The 16,890-nt window shown below is 46.4% G+C and carries 16 protein-coding genes; 9 read left to right on the forward strand and 7 right to left on the reverse strand.

Annotated features, from left to right (window positions below; translation table 11 throughout):
• Nucleotides 1-65: 65 nt before the first annotated feature.
• The 3 genes from MED92_RS05705 to dinB all read right to left on the reverse strand — a co-directional run bounded on the left by MED92_RS05705 (nucleotide 66) and on the right by dinB (nucleotide 3,348).
• On the reverse strand, nucleotides 66-1,619 hold the full coding sequence (locus MED92_RS05705; RefSeq protein WP_007020560.1) for a SulP family inorganic anion transporter: 1,554 nt from the start codon (nucleotides 1,617-1,619) through the stop codon (nucleotides 66-68).
• Between the two features lie 91 nt (nucleotides 1,620-1,710).
• Nucleotides 1,711-2,277 (reverse strand): nucleoside deaminase, encoded by a 567-nt coding sequence (locus MED92_RS05710; RefSeq protein WP_007020561.1) that lies wholly within the window; start codon nucleotides 2,275-2,277, stop codon nucleotides 1,711-1,713.
• 12 nt (nucleotides 2,278-2,289) lie between these two features.
• The gene (gene dinB / locus MED92_RS05715; protein WP_040661595.1) at nucleotides 2,290-3,348 is read right to left on the reverse strand and encodes a DNA polymerase IV; all 1,059 of its coding nucleotides are present in this window, start codon (nucleotides 3,346-3,348) and stop codon (nucleotides 2,290-2,292) included.
• Between the two features lie 183 nt (nucleotides 3,349-3,531).
• Here dinB and MED92_RS05720 point away from each other — a divergent pair, with 183 nt between their 5' ends.
• Together MED92_RS05720 and olsF are read left to right on the forward strand one after the other, a co-directional pair.
• Nucleotides 3,532-3,717, forward strand: coding sequence for a hypothetical protein (locus MED92_RS05720; RefSeq protein WP_007020563.1), 186 nt, complete (start codon nucleotides 3,532-3,534; stop codon nucleotides 3,715-3,717).
• 69 nt (nucleotides 3,718-3,786) lie between these two features.
• Complete coding sequence (gene olsF, locus MED92_RS05725) at nucleotides 3,787-5,559, forward strand: bifunctional ornithine lipid synthase OlsF (protein WP_007020564.1); 1,773 nt, start codon at nucleotides 3,787-3,789, stop codon at nucleotides 5,557-5,559.
• Nucleotides 5,560-5,582: 23 nt separating this feature from the next.
• Here the strand turns inward: olsF and MED92_RS05730 are convergent, their stop codons facing one another.
• Nucleotides 5,583-6,455 carry a type 2 periplasmic-binding domain-containing protein gene (locus MED92_RS05730; RefSeq protein ID WP_238321492.1) on the reverse strand — a complete coding sequence of 291 codons (873 nt, stop codon included), beginning with the start codon at nucleotides 6,453-6,455 and terminating at the stop codon, nucleotides 5,583-5,585.
• A 149-nt stretch (nucleotides 6,456-6,604) separates the two neighbouring features.
• Complete coding sequence (locus MED92_RS05735; protein WP_007020566.1) at nucleotides 6,605-8,350, reverse strand: hypothetical protein; 1,746 nt, start codon at nucleotides 8,348-8,350, stop codon at nucleotides 6,605-6,607.
• Between the two features lie 319 nt (nucleotides 8,351-8,669).
• Here MED92_RS05735 and MED92_RS05740 point away from each other — a divergent pair, with 319 nt between their 5' ends.
• Nucleotides 8,670-9,311, forward strand: a complete 642-nt coding sequence (locus tag MED92_RS05740; protein ID WP_238321493.1) for a DnaJ domain-containing protein — start codon at nucleotides 8,670-8,672, stop codon at nucleotides 9,309-9,311.
• On the opposite strand, the gene MED92_RS05745 is transcribed toward MED92_RS05740, so the two are convergent.
• Entirely contained in the window at nucleotides 9,301-10,152 is an 852-nt protein-coding gene (locus tag MED92_RS05745; protein ID WP_238321494.1) for a hypothetical protein, read from the reverse strand. The genes MED92_RS05740 and MED92_RS05745 overlap by 11 nt on opposite strands.
• Nucleotides 10,153-10,367: 215 nt before the next feature.
• On the opposite strand from MED92_RS05745, the gene MED92_RS05750 reads away from it, so the two are divergent.
• The gene (locus MED92_RS05750) at nucleotides 10,368-10,961 is read left to right on the forward strand and encodes a TetR/AcrR family transcriptional regulator (RefSeq protein WP_007020569.1); all 594 of its coding nucleotides are present in this window, start codon (nucleotides 10,368-10,370) and stop codon (nucleotides 10,959-10,961) included.
• Nucleotides 10,962-11,012: 51 nt separating this feature from the next.
• Here MED92_RS05750 and MED92_RS05755 read toward each other — a convergent pair whose 3' ends face one another.
• Complete coding sequence (locus MED92_RS05755) at nucleotides 11,013-11,825, reverse strand: formylglycine-generating enzyme family protein (RefSeq protein ID WP_007020570.1); 813 nt, start codon at nucleotides 11,823-11,825, stop codon at nucleotides 11,013-11,015.
• A gap of 78 nt (nucleotides 11,826-11,903) precedes the next feature.
• On the opposite strand from MED92_RS05755, the gene MED92_RS05760 reads away from it, so the two are divergent.
• The 5 genes from MED92_RS05760 (at nucleotide 11,904) to MED92_RS05780 (ending at nucleotide 16,890) form a co-directional block, all read left to right on the forward strand.
• Entirely contained in the window at nucleotides 11,904-12,764 is an 861-nt protein-coding gene (locus MED92_RS05760) for a fumarylacetoacetate hydrolase family protein (protein ID WP_007020571.1), read from the forward strand.
• A 285-nt stretch (nucleotides 12,765-13,049) separates the two neighbouring features.
• The gene (locus tag MED92_RS05765; RefSeq protein ID WP_007020572.1) at nucleotides 13,050-13,391 is read left to right on the forward strand and encodes an EF-hand domain-containing protein; all 342 of its coding nucleotides are present in this window, start codon (nucleotides 13,050-13,052) and stop codon (nucleotides 13,389-13,391) included.
• A 289-nt stretch (nucleotides 13,392-13,680) separates the two neighbouring features.
• Nucleotides 13,681-15,090: a sensor histidine kinase gene (locus MED92_RS05770; protein ID WP_007020573.1), complete on the forward strand. Its 1,410-nt coding sequence runs from the start codon at nucleotides 13,681-13,683 to the stop codon at nucleotides 15,088-15,090.
• Nucleotides 15,083-15,574, forward strand: a complete 492-nt coding sequence (locus MED92_RS05775) for a hypothetical protein (protein ID WP_007020574.1) — start codon at nucleotides 15,083-15,085, stop codon at nucleotides 15,572-15,574. Before MED92_RS05770 ends, MED92_RS05775 begins: the two co-directional genes overlap by 8 nt.
• On the forward strand, nucleotides 15,571-16,890 hold the full coding sequence (locus tag MED92_RS05780; protein WP_007020575.1) for a sigma 54-interacting transcriptional regulator: 1,320 nt from the start codon (nucleotides 15,571-15,573) through the stop codon (nucleotides 16,888-16,890). The genes MED92_RS05775 and MED92_RS05780 overlap by 4 nt, the downstream gene beginning before the upstream one ends.

A 16,890-nucleotide genomic window follows, 5' to 3' on the forward strand; every position in this document is an offset into this window, starting at 1 on the left:
AACCGCTAACTAATCATAAGCTCAAAAAAAGCCCGGCTATTGCCGGGCTTTTTTATGCAAATCCGTTAAGCGAGGCTATCGTCGGCCACCTTATACTTAGGATCTTCACTGGAATTCACTTCCACCACACTACCTGCCTTAGTCAGCAAGTTGCGACATTCTGGGCTCAGATGGCGAAGATGAAGTTCTTTACCTGCCTTCTCATAGCGCTCAGCCAGCGCATCAATCGCCTCAATGCCGGAATGGTCCATTACACGACAGTTTTTGAAATCAACAATGACCTCAGGAGGGTCCATTTTAGGGTTAAAATGATCACGGAAGTTCTGTACTGAAGCAAAGAATAACGGACCATTTGGCACATAAACCTTAGTGTCATATTCATCGCGGATATCGAAAGACATATTACTTGCATGCTTCCAGGCGAATACCAAAGCAGAGATGATGACACCAACCACTACCGCAATCGCAAGATCCTGCCAAACCGTTACCCCTGTCACGGCAACCACAACAATCAGGTCAGAACGTGGGATCTTGCCCCACAGGCGCAGGCTCGCCCATTCGAAAGTCCCAATAACTACGATAAACATCACGCCCACCAGAGCGGCAACCGGGATCATCTCGATAAAACTGGAACCAACCAAAATAAATGTCAGCAGGAACAACGCTGCAGAAATACCGGAAGCGCGACCAAAACCACCCGAGTTAATATTGATCATACTCTGCCCAATCATGGCACAGCCGCCCATACCGCCAAAGAAGCCTGTTGCAACGTTCGCAACGCCCTGACCAATACACTCTTTATTACCACGACCACGTGTTTCCGTGATCTCGTCAATCAACGTTAAGGTCAGCAGGGATTCAATCAAACCAATCGCTGCCAGAATCAACGCATATGGAAGGATAATCTTCAAGGTTTCAACAGACAGTGGCACCATTGGAATATGGAACTGTGGGAGGCCACCAGCGATTGTAGCAGCCGGGTTCCCCGTCATATCTGCAAGTACATCCTGTACAGTACGAGCGTCCAGATCTAAACCGATCACCAGCAGAGTCACAGTCAGAATAGCCGCTAACGAAGATGGAATTGCACGAGTTAGCTTTGGCAGGAAGTGAATAATCGCCATTGTCAGGGCTATCAGTCCAAGCATGAGCATCATCTGCTCACCCTGCAGCCACTGCAGCACTCCGTTTTCATCGGAAAACTGAAACTGCTTCATCTGGGCGAGGAAAATTACGATTGCCAGGCCATTAACAAAGCCAAGCATTACCGGATGGGGGACTAAACGTATAAATTTACCCAGCCGGAAAACGCCCGCCAGAACCTGGAATATACCCATGAGCACGACCGTAGCAAACAGGTATTCCACACCATGCTGCGCTACCAGGCTCACCATGACCACTGCCAGAGCACCGGTTGCACCAGAGATCATACCTGGACGACCACCAATTGCGGCAGTTATCAAACCGACCATAAAGGCAGCATATAAACCAACCAGAGGCTCGACACCTGCAACAAAAGCAAAGGCTACCGCTTCAGGAACCAAAGCCAGGGCTACGGTCAGTCCTGAGAGCACATCGCTCTTAAGTGATTGAGACTTTGAAACAAGCAGTTGAATCATTTATTACCTCTGGGCTTTTTAATTGGTTCTTTTTTAACCAAATCGCTAAAAGCGCGCGAGTATAGCAAATGATCGTTGTAATTTCAGGCATTCAAGGTCGAATAATACTGATTAACTTTTCTCGCCGTTCTGATATTTGTGCATTCGCAATATCATAAGCCAGTAAAGAAAGCTCTTTTGATTCAGAAAACTTTTTAACATCAATAAGCTGTGACAAATTAACCCAGGCATCAGGTAATCTATCGCAATGCGATAACATGCCGCCAAGTTGATCTTCCACAAGGTAGATCACCCGACCAATTCCGGCGGCAAGAATACGCGCTGTACACATAGGACAAGGTTCGAGGCTAACCAGCAAAGTTAACCCGGCTCGATCTGGATAATCGTCATAGCGAGCTTCAAAATCATCGAGTAGATTCATCTCTGCGTGACCGGCTGAATTGAATCCCTGACTAAACACTTGATTCGAACCTACAGCTAAACACTCACCCTGACGATCAAGCAGGACCGCCCCAACACCGTAATTACCTTCTTCCAGCGCTGCAAAAGCCAACTGACAACAATGTACTGCCCACTTAGTAATGCCCGTTCCATACTCCGTCTGAAAGACACTGAGCCGAAGACGCAGATTATCGATAGAGCAATGTTTTTCAGGCATAACGCAATCCCATTATGTTAAAAGTGAAAGTTGCTGGGGCTCTCCGCCTGATTCAGGCTTTAAACGGTAGCCTACCCCAATTAACCTGACCGGACGATTACCTCGACTGTATGCATCAATTAAAAGCTGTCTGAAATGAGATGGCTCTGCAACCGTTAAAGCATGTTCAGCGGTCGTTTGTACAAAATCAAAGAACTTTACTTTTACCACGGCTCCACCCACTTGTCTTTGCGAGCTATGTCTGGCGAACCGCTCCTCTAGCTCAGCCAACAACGCAGGTAACTGGGCCAGGCAGCTCTCTAAATCCGGCAGATCATCCGGGAAGGTATGCTCAACACTGATCGATTTACGCACTCTGGAACTTCTTACTGGGCGCTGATCAATTCCCCAGGAAAGTTCATAAAGTCGCTGGCCGAACTTACCAAACCGCTCAATGAGTTCAATACGAGATTTTTCACGAATATCTTTGCAGGTTTCTATCCCGAAAGACTTGAGCTTTTCTGCGGTTTTGTCCCCTACCCCAGAAATTTTATTAACACCCAGCTGTAGAACAAACTCTTCAACCTGATCCGGAGTAATCACCCAGATTCCATCGGGCTTATTCCAGTCGCTGGCAATCTTTGCCAAAAATTTATTTGGCGCAACACCGGCTGATACCGTAATACCTACTTCATCTCTGACTCTCTGTCTTATCTCCTGAGCAATCAGAGTGGCACTTCCAGAACAGCATTCAGAATGAGTAACATCCAGAAATGCCTCATCTAAAGAGAGTGGCTCAATAAGATCCGTGTATTCCTTAAAAATAGCCATCACCTGGGCAGATACATCCTTATATTTCTGCATATTTCCAGACAGTACTTTGAGTTGCGGACAAAGCTTAATAGCCTGCGCAGTCGCCATGGCAGAGCGAACCCCATACTCCCTGGCAAGATAGTTACAGGTAGAGATAACCCCCCTGCGATCTGACCGGCCACCTACCGCTATAGGAATTGAGGCCAATGAGGGGTCATCCCTCATTTCTACTGCGGCAAAGAAACAATCGCAATCACAATGAATGATCTTGCGCTCCATAATCGCCACCAATACTGTTTATTTATACAGTATTATACCTAAACGCATATTCCTGCCAAATAAAAAATCTCTGCTATGCTTGTGATAGGTTTGAAACGGTCTGGAGGAGTTCTGGGCAGGTTTCTCTCTTCCTCTACTCCCCGTCCAGAACTCCTATTCCAGCTATAAAATAAGGTGACCGCAATGCAATTCGATCCTCACGGCAGCGAAAAGCGTTCCGGCAAGGACCGTCGCGAACTAAAAGATCGTAGGGATGAGATTCGCTTTGAACCTGGTAAGCCTGACAGAAGGCAGAATAATGGCCGAAGGAAAGGCGATGATGACTTGTGGACAAAAGCTATGCGTGAGACTGACGCATCAGGTAATTAGCAACCTGTCATTAAAACGTAAACATTTCGTCAAAGATTAGTCACGAACTCCTCATATATTTTTCACGTTATGAACACACGTGAAAACAACCTCATCATTCATGAAGAGCCAACTATTAATGTAGAAAAGGCTCTGATTAGTAAGTATCCGGCATTTGTTGATAAACCGGCCCCTTTCAAACGTTCAGCCCTGTATATGCTGCGCAAACTGGTGCATGAAAGTGAAATCAACACATTTCTGGATGCCAACAAGGACGCACACGGGTTTGAATTCATTGACCGTGTGCTGGAATACTTTAACTTCGGGTACAGCATCAGTAACCGCGATCGGGCTAATATTCCTTCATCCGGCCGAGTTGTAATCATTGCCAATCATCCTCTTGGGGCTTTGGATGGTTTATCGCTACTCAAAATGGTTGGCGAAGTTCGGCGTGATGTAAAAATCGTGGCGAATGACGTATTGATGAACTTTGATCCGATCAAGAACCTTTTTCTTCCCGTAGATAACCTAGGAAAAAGCACCCGTAAAAGGGATATCGCACGTATCGTAGATGCGCTTCATGAAGAGCAGGCAATCATCGTTTTCCCTGCGGGCGAAGTTTCCCGTGCCGGGATCACTGGTGTTAAAGACGATAAGTGGAACAGCGGCTTTATTCGCTTTGCCCGCAAAGCTAACGCTCCAGTGCTTCCAATCTTCATTGGCGGTAAGAATTCCTCTCTGTTTTATAGTGTGTCTTATATAAACAAAGCCCTTTCAACCATGATGCTGGCACGAGAGATGTTTAATAAGCACTCGGTCACCATTCCAATGAAAGTCGGCGAGCCTATCCCGTTTAGCCAAATTGATGCGGTCCCCGTATCCACTGCTGAAAAAGCTAAGCTGCTGAAGAAGCACCTTTACCGAATTGCAAAAAACAAAAAGCCGTTATTCATTACTGAGAGAACGATAGCCCACCCGCAAAACCGGCAAACACTCAAACAGGAACTTCGCGAAGCAGAATTACTCGGCGAAACTTCTGATGGGAAGAAGATCTACCTCTTTGACTATAAGGCAGATTCTGCCGTTATTCAGGAAGTCGGACGTCTTCGCGAGATCGCATTTCGCTGTGTCGGTGAGGGTACAGGGGATAAAAAAGATCTGGATAACTACGATCAGTACTATCGTCACCTAATTCTCTGGGATGAAGAAGAACTGGAGATAGCCGGTGCTTACCGTCTTGCTGAGGCTGGAAAACTGGACTTAAATAGTGAACAGGCTCTTTATAGTTCAACCCTATTCAAATATAACGATCAGATGAAGCCTTTTTTTGCTCAGGGAATTGAGCTGGGCCGCAGCTTTGTTCAACCCAAATACTGGGGCAAACGAAGCCTGGACTATCTCTGGTATGGCATCGGCGCCTACCTGAGAAAACATCCGGAAGTCCGTTATATGTTTGGTCCGGTCAGCCTGAGTAATAACTACCCTAAAGTCGCTAAAGATATGCTGATCTGGTTCTATAGCCACTATTTCAGTGACTCCGAAGGTCTGGCTCGTTCACTGTCCCCCTACACTCTGGACAGCGAAACCCTGGCCAATATGCAGCGCATGTTCAGTGGGGATAACTACAAGGCTGACTTCCGCATTCTCAAGGAGCAACTGGAATTCCTTGGTGTTAGCGTTCCAACCCTTTACAAGCAGTACAGCGAGCTTTGTGAAGAGGGCGGTGTTCGCTTTCTGGATTTCGGTGTTGATGCTGATTTCAACTACTGCATCGATGGTCTGGTACTGGTTGATATTGAGTACGTTAAAGCGAAAAAGCGCAAACGTTACATGGGCGAGCCAGAAGAACCTGCTCAAGCCTGATCTAAGCCCCTGCCGGGGCTTTTTTAATACTTCACTTCTGCATAAGGTCTCAACCAATAACGCTGGTCAGTGACATCCGCTTCTTTTGGAAGCAAAGGATTGTCCAGAATGATAGCCTTCGTTTGCAACCATTTTTCAATGGGGAAAAGATGCGATGTCACTGGGTGCTCGGTTAAAAGCCTATCCAGAAACCCAGAATCAATCGCCCTATCCAGCCCTAGCTGAATTCGCTCCGCTAAAACTTCGTCTTTCGGGCTGACAAAGAAGTACATAGGAAAAGGATAATAGACAATTAAATCCGAAAACACCGACAGTTCGGGATACCTTTGCTTCCTTGCTTCAACTTCGCCAAAGCCTTCATGGACACCTCGGGGAAAAAAATCACAGCGCCCGGCATATAGCTGACTGAAGAGCAATTCGTAGATAGGCCCCCGCCGAACCTGGATTCCCGCAGCTTCAAGAATATCTGAATCGGGCCAATGCTCGCCCTGACAAGCGGATAAGGATTTAAGGTCCTCCAGATTTTGAATTTCTGAGAAAACACTCTCCCTTTCAGAACGGATAACCGCGACACGAAATCCCAGTAAACCTTTAAGAAGAGGCACCCTTACAGGTAGTAACCGCTGCTCTCTTTCCAATGATGTACCTGCCCAGTAAACATCAATAAATTTCCCTTTGGCAAGTTCATGCAGAGCTCTGCCTTGCTCCATCTTGGTAGTAAAGACGATGTCGGCAGAACCATATTCAGGCACTGTAAGGTCTAATGCCTCTTGCAGTAGTTCTGCAAAATAACTGTGACTGGCATCATGCTCAGATTGAGGGGGGATAATTCTGATCTGTTGTGCTGAGAGTTCTATAGAAGAAAGCAATAACAGGCAGGCTAATATGCTCTTCATAATTTCCATTCCGAAGGACCTTATAGCTGAGGAGCCTGCGAACAAGTCCTAGACTTATTATCAGGTTCCCTAAAGTGTAGCCAGAGTTCGGAAATAAAAAAAACGCCGGTATCCAATCATAGCGGCGGTTTATTCAAATCATGAAGCGCTTATTTTTTCGGCGCTTTGATATCTGCCTCGGTCACAATCTCAATGCCTTGAGGAGTCAGGTTCAGATCGATTTTGGCGCGCATGTCCATCTTTTTCAAGACTTCCAGTTGACTGGATACTTCCGGATCACCCGCAGCCATCTCCAGAACGGGTAAAATCGGGGTAAACAGTTTTTTGTAATCCAGTGCAATGCTGTATAAACCATTGCTCACCGGAGCCTCTGTAGCCAGAGAGTCCGCAGCAGCTTTACCACCTTCACCACTATAGATAACCAGGTGCTTACCTTTAAGGGTCAGCATCGGCTTAGCTTTGACTTCAGGCGGTAGTGGAATGACTGTACTCAGATCAACCGGAGAGCCATCTGCTGGCAACTGAACTGCAGCTAATGGTGGCGCAAAAGATTTAGCCATATTAAACAGTACTTCCGGATTATCCGCTGAAAGAGAAACCAGACCATCCAGTGAATCAACCGTTGGCTGAGGCGCATCAAGATTCAGGCTGAAATCCTGAATACCCATAGCGATACCCTTCACACCTTGTGCCATGCCAGTAAACATAGCTAAACCTGCCGGATTGGCCTGACGAATCCCCATCTGCATCTCGGCAAGTGGCTCGCACTTATAAACCGGTTCAAGCATATTGCTCCAGATAGTTCCCAGGGCAGGTCCCAACTTGTTTGCGTCAATACCTAAGCCAAATCCAAGCACTTGTGCTTCTTTGAGATATGAAGGAATGAAGCCCTGCATAGAGGTCAGCGCATCCATTACAACCTTGTTGTTGCTTTCAACAACGATAGACATACGCATGAAGCTATGTTCAGGCGTTATTTTCATATCATCTGCGCTTCGCATGCCAAAGACAGTACGTGGCCAGTTATCCGCCATAGCGCCCATCTCAGCCTGACACTCTGCAGTACGAATCATAGCCAGATCGTCCGGGCTGCCATCAAGCTGCATCGCTTTAGTCAGCATTTTCGCCAGAGTATTGCCTTCTGCTGTAGTGAAGGCCGTCACTAGTCCCTTATGATCAATGTACGAAATCACATCTTTCTGGAAACCATGCTTGGTTGCGATACCATCAATAATGCCGCTATCTTTTAAGGCTGCCGCAGGTGCTTTCTGAGCCAGCGCAGTCTCTAAAGTGGCTTGATCATTAACATGGGTGTTAATAGTCCAGGTTGCCCAACCATCCTCATAAGCGACAACTAACTCCAGCAGCTCACCCCGCTCATTTTTTTCTAACGGATAAGCGCGATAATTCAAACTGCCGAGCGTGCGTGCCTCATGCTTAAACTCACTTTCCAATTCTGCCTTATCCAGAAGAGTCCAAAATGCTTTCTCATCCGTTACTTCATAACGAATTACGGGCAGGAACCCTACCGCATAAACAATGGCCTTCATTTCATCCGGAAGCGCAAAAGCTTTCTGGAACGCTTCAGCTGAACTTGCCGCTGTTAGATAAGACTTAGCCAGACTACCAAGGAAACGGCCTTGTGGCTCAGTACTGTCATCCAGCTCTTCGAGAAGATCCTGGGGGATTTGCGGCTGAGAAAAAGTGGTAGACTGGAGGTAGTCCTTAAGTGGAAAAGGTGCTAATTGCCCCGAGAAAAACACGGTATCCGCAGGCACGTAAGCCAGAGGAGATGTCTTCGTTTCAGTGATAGCATCACCGCCCTGTTGCTGCGTGAGAAAATATCCTGCTGCACCTGCAACAACGACTGCACCGGCTAGAATGACTTTACGCACCTTATAAACTCCATTTAATAATTTTCAATCGATACTACCTGAACAATGTTTCACTGTCCCTACCATGAAGAAGAAAATAGGAATAATTCTTACTTACTGAATTATCGTTCAGTTTAATGGTCACAAGACTGACGGTGCGTTTAAGAAAAAATTTAATCTTCATCTGAACTCAATTGCTAGATTAATCCGTAAAACAGTATGATTTCAGGTACACATATATGTCTCGAGGTTCACATTGAATCCAGTTAGTTTAGCCTTACTGGCAGGTATAGGGTTTCTTATCTTTTTTTGGCTCAAATCCCTGACTCCACGCAAAAGAGTGAAAGCCGTCATTTTGATTACGCTTGTGCTTTTTGCCCTATTTGCACTACTGATGGCGATAACCGGTCGATTGCACTGGATTGCAGCCGTTGTTGCCGGATTATTACCTTTTGCGCAAAAGTTCCTGCCTATTTTGATTAAGGCTCTACCCTTTTTGGGCCGCTGGTATCTTCGCAGACAACAACAAAAAAATGCCAACCCTCAGCATTCAGAGATGAATACCGCAATTTTTGATATGCATATAGACCAAAGCTCGGGGGTGATTTATGGCACAGTCAAACGCGGCCCATTCAAAGGGCGGTCTCTTAATGAACTGAGCGAGAAAGAGTTCATCGAACTACTAACCTTCTGCCGCCAGATGGAAAAAGACTCAGCGAAACTATTGGAAAACTACCTTGATCGTCGCTTTGGTGATGCCTGGCGCAAAGATGACCCAGGTAATGGCTCAACTGTTACTCCAACAGGAAGCATGAGTAAAAAAGAGGCCTATGAAATTCTGGGGCTTACTCCAGGGTGCAGCAAACAAGAAATTATCGATGCCCATCGAAAGCTGATCCAAAAGATTCATCCTGATCGCGGTGGCAACGATTATCTGGCGGCCAAGATTAATCAGGCGAAGGATATTCTACTTAGCGACTAACTTTTCGGTAGATCCGCTCCGGTCCAACCCGCTCAAGCCGGAGACCGGATTTTCCGTAAGTAGAGCTATACCCTTTAAGCAATAATCCACCACGACGATCACGTTCAAAGATCAATACTTCGCTCTCTTTACGGCCATCAGTTTCAGTCAGATGAAGTACGATTCGACCTGAAGACAATCTCTCCCAGCTACCCTTTTGAATAATCAGAGGCTGACGATTACGATAATCCTGAGTAACAATCACATCACCCTCGCGCGTAATATCCAGCGTGATAAATCGCCCGGCACTTCGGACACCTGGTAACTCTGTACTGTAGAGCCCTGGTAGCGTTCGCAGATCAAGGTTTCCTTCTCTTGCACAACCGGAAAAAACTTTTCCATTCAGCGTCATCTCCGAACTGTATTCATACTCTATTCCATAACGGTCCCGGCAGGGTATTTCCAGAATTTTCAGAGAGAGCTTATAGGCTTCAATCCCTTTTAGTTCACTATTCCACTCGCGGCCATTGCCAAGGTTAATCGGATCTCTGAGCGGAAAAATAAGTCTCGCCAAACGTCCATAGTTTTGAACATGAATGCCATCTGTGCGTAAATCGGTAATCCAAACGGGTGAATTCCCAGCCGCCCGAAAGTCATTCCCGCTTAGTTCATACCCGCATGTTGATTCATTCCCACCAATAAGATGAACTTTATAGATATCCCAAGGTCTACCTGGGGCAATATTGTCACCGCTTAATTCGACATAAACGGTCGGTTCAATCTGTTTGTTAAGGCGCTTTTGGAGTTTACCGGTGTGGTCATTGATCAGTTCTTTCTTGGCTACATAGCAGGGCTTAAACATGATTCCTTGTTCAGAATCACTGACAATTCCCCTGCGAAACAGAGGGCCCGCATCCTTTTCAAGGCTTTCGGGTATACTCTGACAACCAGCAATTAACACTATAAAAAGTAGTAAAAACAGGTTCTTAAACACGCAGATGCCGCCGTAAAAATAATGCTATTGATCGAAGGGAGGTGAATATTCATAATAAGGTAATAGAACAAGGAGGGCAAAAAATGGCTAGGCCAGCAGAGTTTGATCGTACGGATGTATTAGAAAAAGCGATGGAAGTGTTTTGGAGAACGGGCTACAACGCGACTTCTATTACGGACTTGGTAAACGCAACTAAGTTGAAACCGGGTTCCCTGTACGGAGCATTTCAAAGCAAGCGCGGATTATTTCTTGAAGTCATTGATACCTATGCCGAGCGCAGTATTAATCGTGCTGAAGTAGCTTTTAGTAACGCAGCTTCGCCATTAGAAGGGATTGAACGCTTCTTCCAACTTTTCTGCAACGACCTTTCCAATGATGAGATTGGTCGCGGCTGTCTAATGGTCAATACTATGTTAGAACTGGCCACTGAAGATGATGAAATCCGCGAGCGAGTCAGTGGTTATCTTAACCAGGTAGAAGACTACTTCATCAAAGCAATTACTCAAGCTCAATCTGAAGGCTCCCTGAATTCCAACCAAGCGCCGGAAGATCTCGCTACTTACCTGATGACCAATATCTGGGGATTGAGGGTACTCAGCAGCAAACGCCCAGATCGTAAACAGTATGATGCGGTTATCACGAACATCCTGCGTTCGCTACACGCCCCATCTCACTGAGCATTAAACAGAGTATAAGGCACCCTCGATTGGGTGCCTTTATTATGTCTGTTACTTCGGATCATAGGCGCATCTAAAGCCTATCGATCCATAAATACTTCGACCGCTGACAGGCGGCTTCACATTACGAAATGAACTCCGTAGGTTATTAACATTTTCATCCCAGGAGCCGCCTCGGACGACACGTTGACGGCCATCTTCTGGCCCTTTGAGGTCTCCACTTGCATAACGCGTTATACCCTCTCGGTCATACCAGTTCATCGTCCACTCGCCGGCATTACCATGCATATCATTCAGACCGTAGCCATTCGCAGCATGACTGCCAACAGGCCAGGTTCTGTCTTCACCACAACCGTCTGGCTCATTGGGAACTGAACCCATCGTTACACCATCATCCAAAATAGCTTGCTTACAACTGACCGCCTGGCCCCAGGGATAACGGGTTAAACTTTGACCGCGAGCGGCTTTTTCCCATTCCGCCTCATAAGGTAAACGCCCTCCCTGCCAATGACAGTAATCGAGTGCTTCTTGCCAATCGACACAATTCGCCGGATGGTTGTCACGACCTTCAGCCCCTACATTGCAATATTTGTTTCTTTGGTGATCTTTAGGTCGCGTACATTTGCCCGCTGCTATACAAGCTTCGTATTCGGCGACAGTCACCTCATTTTTATCAATGCTAAAGGTCGGTACACTGACAACGGTTCCGCCCTCAGGCCCCTCATCATTCTCACATGCGCTATCACCTGCCGAACATCCCATTTTAAATTCACCCGCCTCAACCACCACTATGCCACTACTTGCTTGAGCGTTAGCAGTGATTCCGGCGAACAATAGCACCGAACAATAGATTCCCCGCTTCATGACCTGCCTCCAGTTATTTTTGTTTTTCCCTAAACGTAGAGTCGTTACAATCCAATTAGTTCAGCAAGAGGAGTATTTATGAAATTAGCCCGCTTCTATCACCAGGGAAAGATCGGTATTGGTGCAGTAACAGAAGAGTCAATAATCCCCGCCTGGAGTGTAAAGGAACTGCCACAGGAGATGAGCGCTTTTCTAGCTGCTGGCAAGGATGCATGGGCACTCCTTGCTTCAAAAGCCGGCAACCAGGAGATCCCTTTAAACGAGGTAAGTTTGCTGGCCCCGGTAGCCTCACCGCAAAAATTTCTTGGGGTTGGACTTAACTATGCTGACCATATAGAGGAAACCGGGTTAGATACCCCCGAGTTCCCAACTTTTTTTAATAAACAGAGCAGCTGTGTTATCGGGCCGAATGAAGCGATACACCGCCCCACTGTTTCAGAAAAGCTCGATTACGAAGGTGAACTTGCCATCGTTATCGGTAAAGCATGCCGACATGTACCTTATGAAAAAGCTTCAGAAGTTATCGCGGGGTTCACCATTGTGAACGATGTTTCTGTACGCGATTGGCAGATAAAATCACCAACCTGGACTTTAGGTAAATCCTTTGACACCCATGGACCTATGGGCCCTTGGATCGTAACTGCAGATGAAGTAAATCCACATAATCTGGAACTCAAAACCTGGGTTAATGATGAGCTCCGCCAGCATTCAAATACCAAGCATCTTATTTTTGACTGTTACCAACTCATCGAAACCTTATCAACCGTATGCACTCTACAACCAGGTGATGTAATTGCGACAGGTACCAGCTCCGGGGTAGGTGTCAAAATGAAACCCCGAGGCTACATGAAGCCCGGTGATCGGGTAACCATTGAGATCGAAGGCATTGGCAAACTGAGTAACCCGGTCATAGACGAACCGGATACTCAAAAATATTGAAGGTGTCGCCGTTTTCATAGTCTGATTATTCAACTGTCGCAATTTAAAACCCCTCTAACTCATTGAAATTATTAAGTTTGCATATAAAACACACAACAGACTGTCTCTAAAAAGAGACAGTCTTTGGCGTTTTTTAACTGGTTATTTTTTCCAACGGTCTAAAGCAAACCATAAATAACAATAAGCATTTGATTTATAATACTTTTTTAAAACTGGCACAGTCATTGATATATACCTAGTGATTTTTCATTTCCCTTTTTTACGGTTACTCATTAGGAGAGACAGATGACTTTTAAAAACTTAACAATTGCATCCATCATTTTGCTGGGTTCTTCTGCAGCAATTGCTGCTGATCAGGCTCCTCTAAAAGTTGAGCCTGCAGCACAGCCAGAGGTTCTAAAAAGCGAAGAGATCAAAACCCCAAGCATCTTTGAAAAACTTGACCAGAACAAAGATGGCAAGGTTAGCGCCCAGGAAGCTCAGGTATCGCCAGCTCTGGTAAAAAGCTTCGACAAAATCGATAGCAACAAAGATGGCTTCCTAAGCCAGGATGAATTTTCTCAGCTTCAGGTTAAAGCAACCACGGCAACTACGTTCATTGCCCTGGCTACTGTACATAACTATTAAGGGTTCACCTCTCTTGAAAAGGTGACTCACTGATTCCGAGACAGCCTCAGCAGGTCACTGATTCATGAAAGGTAACAGTTAATTCAGAGCATCCTTGTCCACACTAGCCGCCCGCTCTGGCTTGACTTGGCCGGATACCAGGAAGGTATCCGGTCGCCTTACTTAAGGGTATTTTGCAATCCCTCAGCAGGACTGAAAGATTGCAAAGTTTCCGCGACTAGATCGATAGTTTTGATGGAAGACCGCTTTAATGGATAATAGACATACAGATGTTTAAAAAGATTGTTTAATGCCCAGAAAAAATAGCCGCTTCTGGCGATTGAGTTCACTTAAACAGTTAGTGCTACTCTCATTCCTGGTTGTCGTAACCCCCTTCGGCATCCTTATCTTTTATGCTACTGATGCTCTGGTTGCTCAGTCGGCACAAGGGCGTGTGCTTGCAAAACAGGCATTAGAAGTAACCCGCAGAGGTCAACAGCTGGAACACCTGGCCGAAGATATCACCCGTTCAGCGCGACAATATCAGATCGTTCAGAAATCTGAAATTCAACAACGCCTCGATCAGTTCCTTAATGATTATCGTACCACTCTGGACATACATGGTTTTCTGCTCAGTGATGCTACGACTTTTAATGAGATCAAAAGACTACTCGAGCGAATCAGTCAATCTGAACCTGTTGAAAGTAATAGCCTGCTAAGCCTCACCCGAGAGATCAATAAACAGATCGATCGTATTCTGGACAACCGAATCCAGGCGTTAAATGAGACAGCACAAAAAACACAAACTCAACTCAGTACAATGGCACTGATTCTTCTCGCCTTTGAAGCCCTCTTGATCCTGTTTTTAAGCTTCACGATCATTCAGCCAGTTCGACGTATTGCTGACCGAATCCAAGCGCTGGGCACCGGTGAAGAGTACTTTGGCGCCAAGGTTGGCGGACCTGATGAGCTGGTGGAACTTGAACAGCAACTTGACTGGCTGACCGAGCGCCTGGCAGAAGTAGAAAATGAGAAACAACGTTTTCTGCGCCATATGTCTCATGAGCTAAAAACACCTCTGACAACCTTAAGAGAGGGCTCTGACCTTCTCGCAGATCAGATTACCGGCCCTCTCAATAACAGCCAGATGGAAGTCGCTAACCTGCTGCAAAGTAATGCCAGGCAGCTGCAGACGCTCATTGAACAGCTGTTGGATTATAGCCGTCTGAGTCAGCATGAGCCGGTTGCAATCCAACAGGTTCCTGTTCTGCCTGTTATTGTCGAGGCATGCGAACCCTACAAATTACTGCTGGAACAAAAAGAGATCGACTTACAGATCCCTGGGGATGACTTCCAGTGGAAAACTGACCGGGCCATGCTGGTTAGGATTCTGGGTAATCTCATCTCTAATGCTGCGTTATATGGAAGCAAACAGGGTTACCTGGAAGTAAAAACATTCATTTATGAAGATGAATTCTGTATTGAAGTCATCAATGATGGACCCACCATCCCGGATACAGATATTCCACACCTGTTTGACCCATTCTACCAGGGCCAAAACCGTCGATTAGGTCCCGTCAAAGGCTCAGGTATTGGTTTGAGTATCGTTAAAGATGCGGCTGAATCAATAGGGGCACGTGTTGAGCTGATTCAGAACAGTGACAATCAGGTGGGTTTCAGAGTTAGCTTACCTAAAGAAGAGGACATTCACCTTGCGTAATACCGCGCTATTCAGCTTATGCTGCCTGTTCCTGCTATCAGGGTGCCAGCTTCAGGAACTTAAGCCCAATTTAAAGGCGAGTGAAGAAAAGCCAACCTGCCGGATAACGCCCGCGCACCTTTATGATCTGCAAAACACTGAGCGACAGTTTCTCAGTAAACCTGATCAGCGTAGTCGCATTATGCTCAATGCGATTAAAAGTAAAGACAGTGCCCTGCTTGCGCTGCTCTTATCCACGCCACTCTCTTCCACTGAACAACTTCAGCAGGCCAAGCGACACTACGCAAAACTGGTGCTATTTCCTCATGAAAGCTGCCCCGGAGATCGCTACCTGGACGTTCGTAACCAATTCACTTCGACCCTGATGTGGATGAGAGCCGAACAAGATAACCTGTTGGAAGAAAACCAGGCTTTACAGGTAAAAATTGATGCATTAACTCAGATCGAGTCTGATCTGAATGAAGAACGTGAGGGTCAGCAATGAACCCTGCGATTCTTCTTGTCGATGACGACAGCTCACTACTGAAACTTCTTTCTATGCGTCTGGAGGCCAGTGGGTATAAAGTCACCTGTGCCGATAGTGCTGAGCGAGCCTTAGAATTAATCAACGATCAGTTCGACCTGCTGATCACAGACCTGCGAATGGAAGGGATGGACGGGATGGCCCTGTTTAATCAGGTCCAGCGCCTATACCCGCAACTCCCTGTTGTCATCATCACCGCCCACGGATCCATACCTGAAGCGGTCACCGCAACACAGCAAGGTGTATTTGGTTTTCTAACCAAACCTATAGATCGCGACCAGCTTTTACAGACGATTAGTGCCGCACTAGCCAGTACAAGCCGTTCTCTGGGTAAATGGCGTGAGAATATTATCAGCCGCAGCTCTATCATGGAAAACCTGCTGGCAGAAGCTGAGCAAATTGCAGGGTCTGATGTCAGTGTATTAGTCACCGGGCCCAGCGGTAGTGGTAAAGAACTGATGGCAAATGCGATACATAACGCCAGTCCTCGGCATAAAAAGCCCTTTGTCGCCATCAACTGCGGTGCACTACCTGAACAACTGCTGGAGTCTGAACTCTTTGGCCATACCAAAGGGGCCTTTACCGGCGCGGTTAATAAACATGAAGGATTATTTCAGGCAGCTAATGGAGGCACGCTGTTTCTTGATGAGATCGGTGATATGCCAATGCCACTTCAGGTGAAGTTGTTACGGGTATTACAGGAGAGACAGATCAGGCCTGTCGGTAGTACTGAAACCGTGCCTGTCGATGTGAGGATAATCTCTGCCACTCACCGAAACCTAGAAGAAGCCATGCTTAACAATGACTTCCGGGAAGACCTGTTTTATCGACTTAACGTGGTCAACCTCCATCTCCCTCCATTATCAGAACGCCCCGAGGATATTCCGCCCCTTGCTCGGCACTTCGTAGATAAAGCGGCTCAACGCCATAACCCAAAGGTTAAAAACATCTCCAGCGCTGCCCTTCACGAGCTAGCGCAGTCGGCATGGCCTGGAAACGTCAGGCAGTTAGAAAATATTATTGAGAAAGTCACCGCACTTTCAACAACGCCGATTATCTCTGATAGCGCGGTAAAACGAGCACTGGCGAATCAGGAACAAGTGATTCCGAATTTTAATGAAGCCCGTGCGGAATTTGAGAAACGCTATCTGATTAAGGTGCTACAAATAACAGAGGGAAATGTTTCTCAAGCGGCTAAAATTGCGGGGAGAAACCGCACTGATTTCTACAAGCTGCTCAAGAAACATGAATTGGAAGCGGCAAACTTTAAAGGCTGA

Source organism: Neptuniibacter caesariensis (assembly GCF_000153345.1).
Lineage (GTDB): Bacteria > Pseudomonadota > Gammaproteobacteria > Pseudomonadales > Balneatricaceae > Neptuniibacter > Neptuniibacter caesariensis.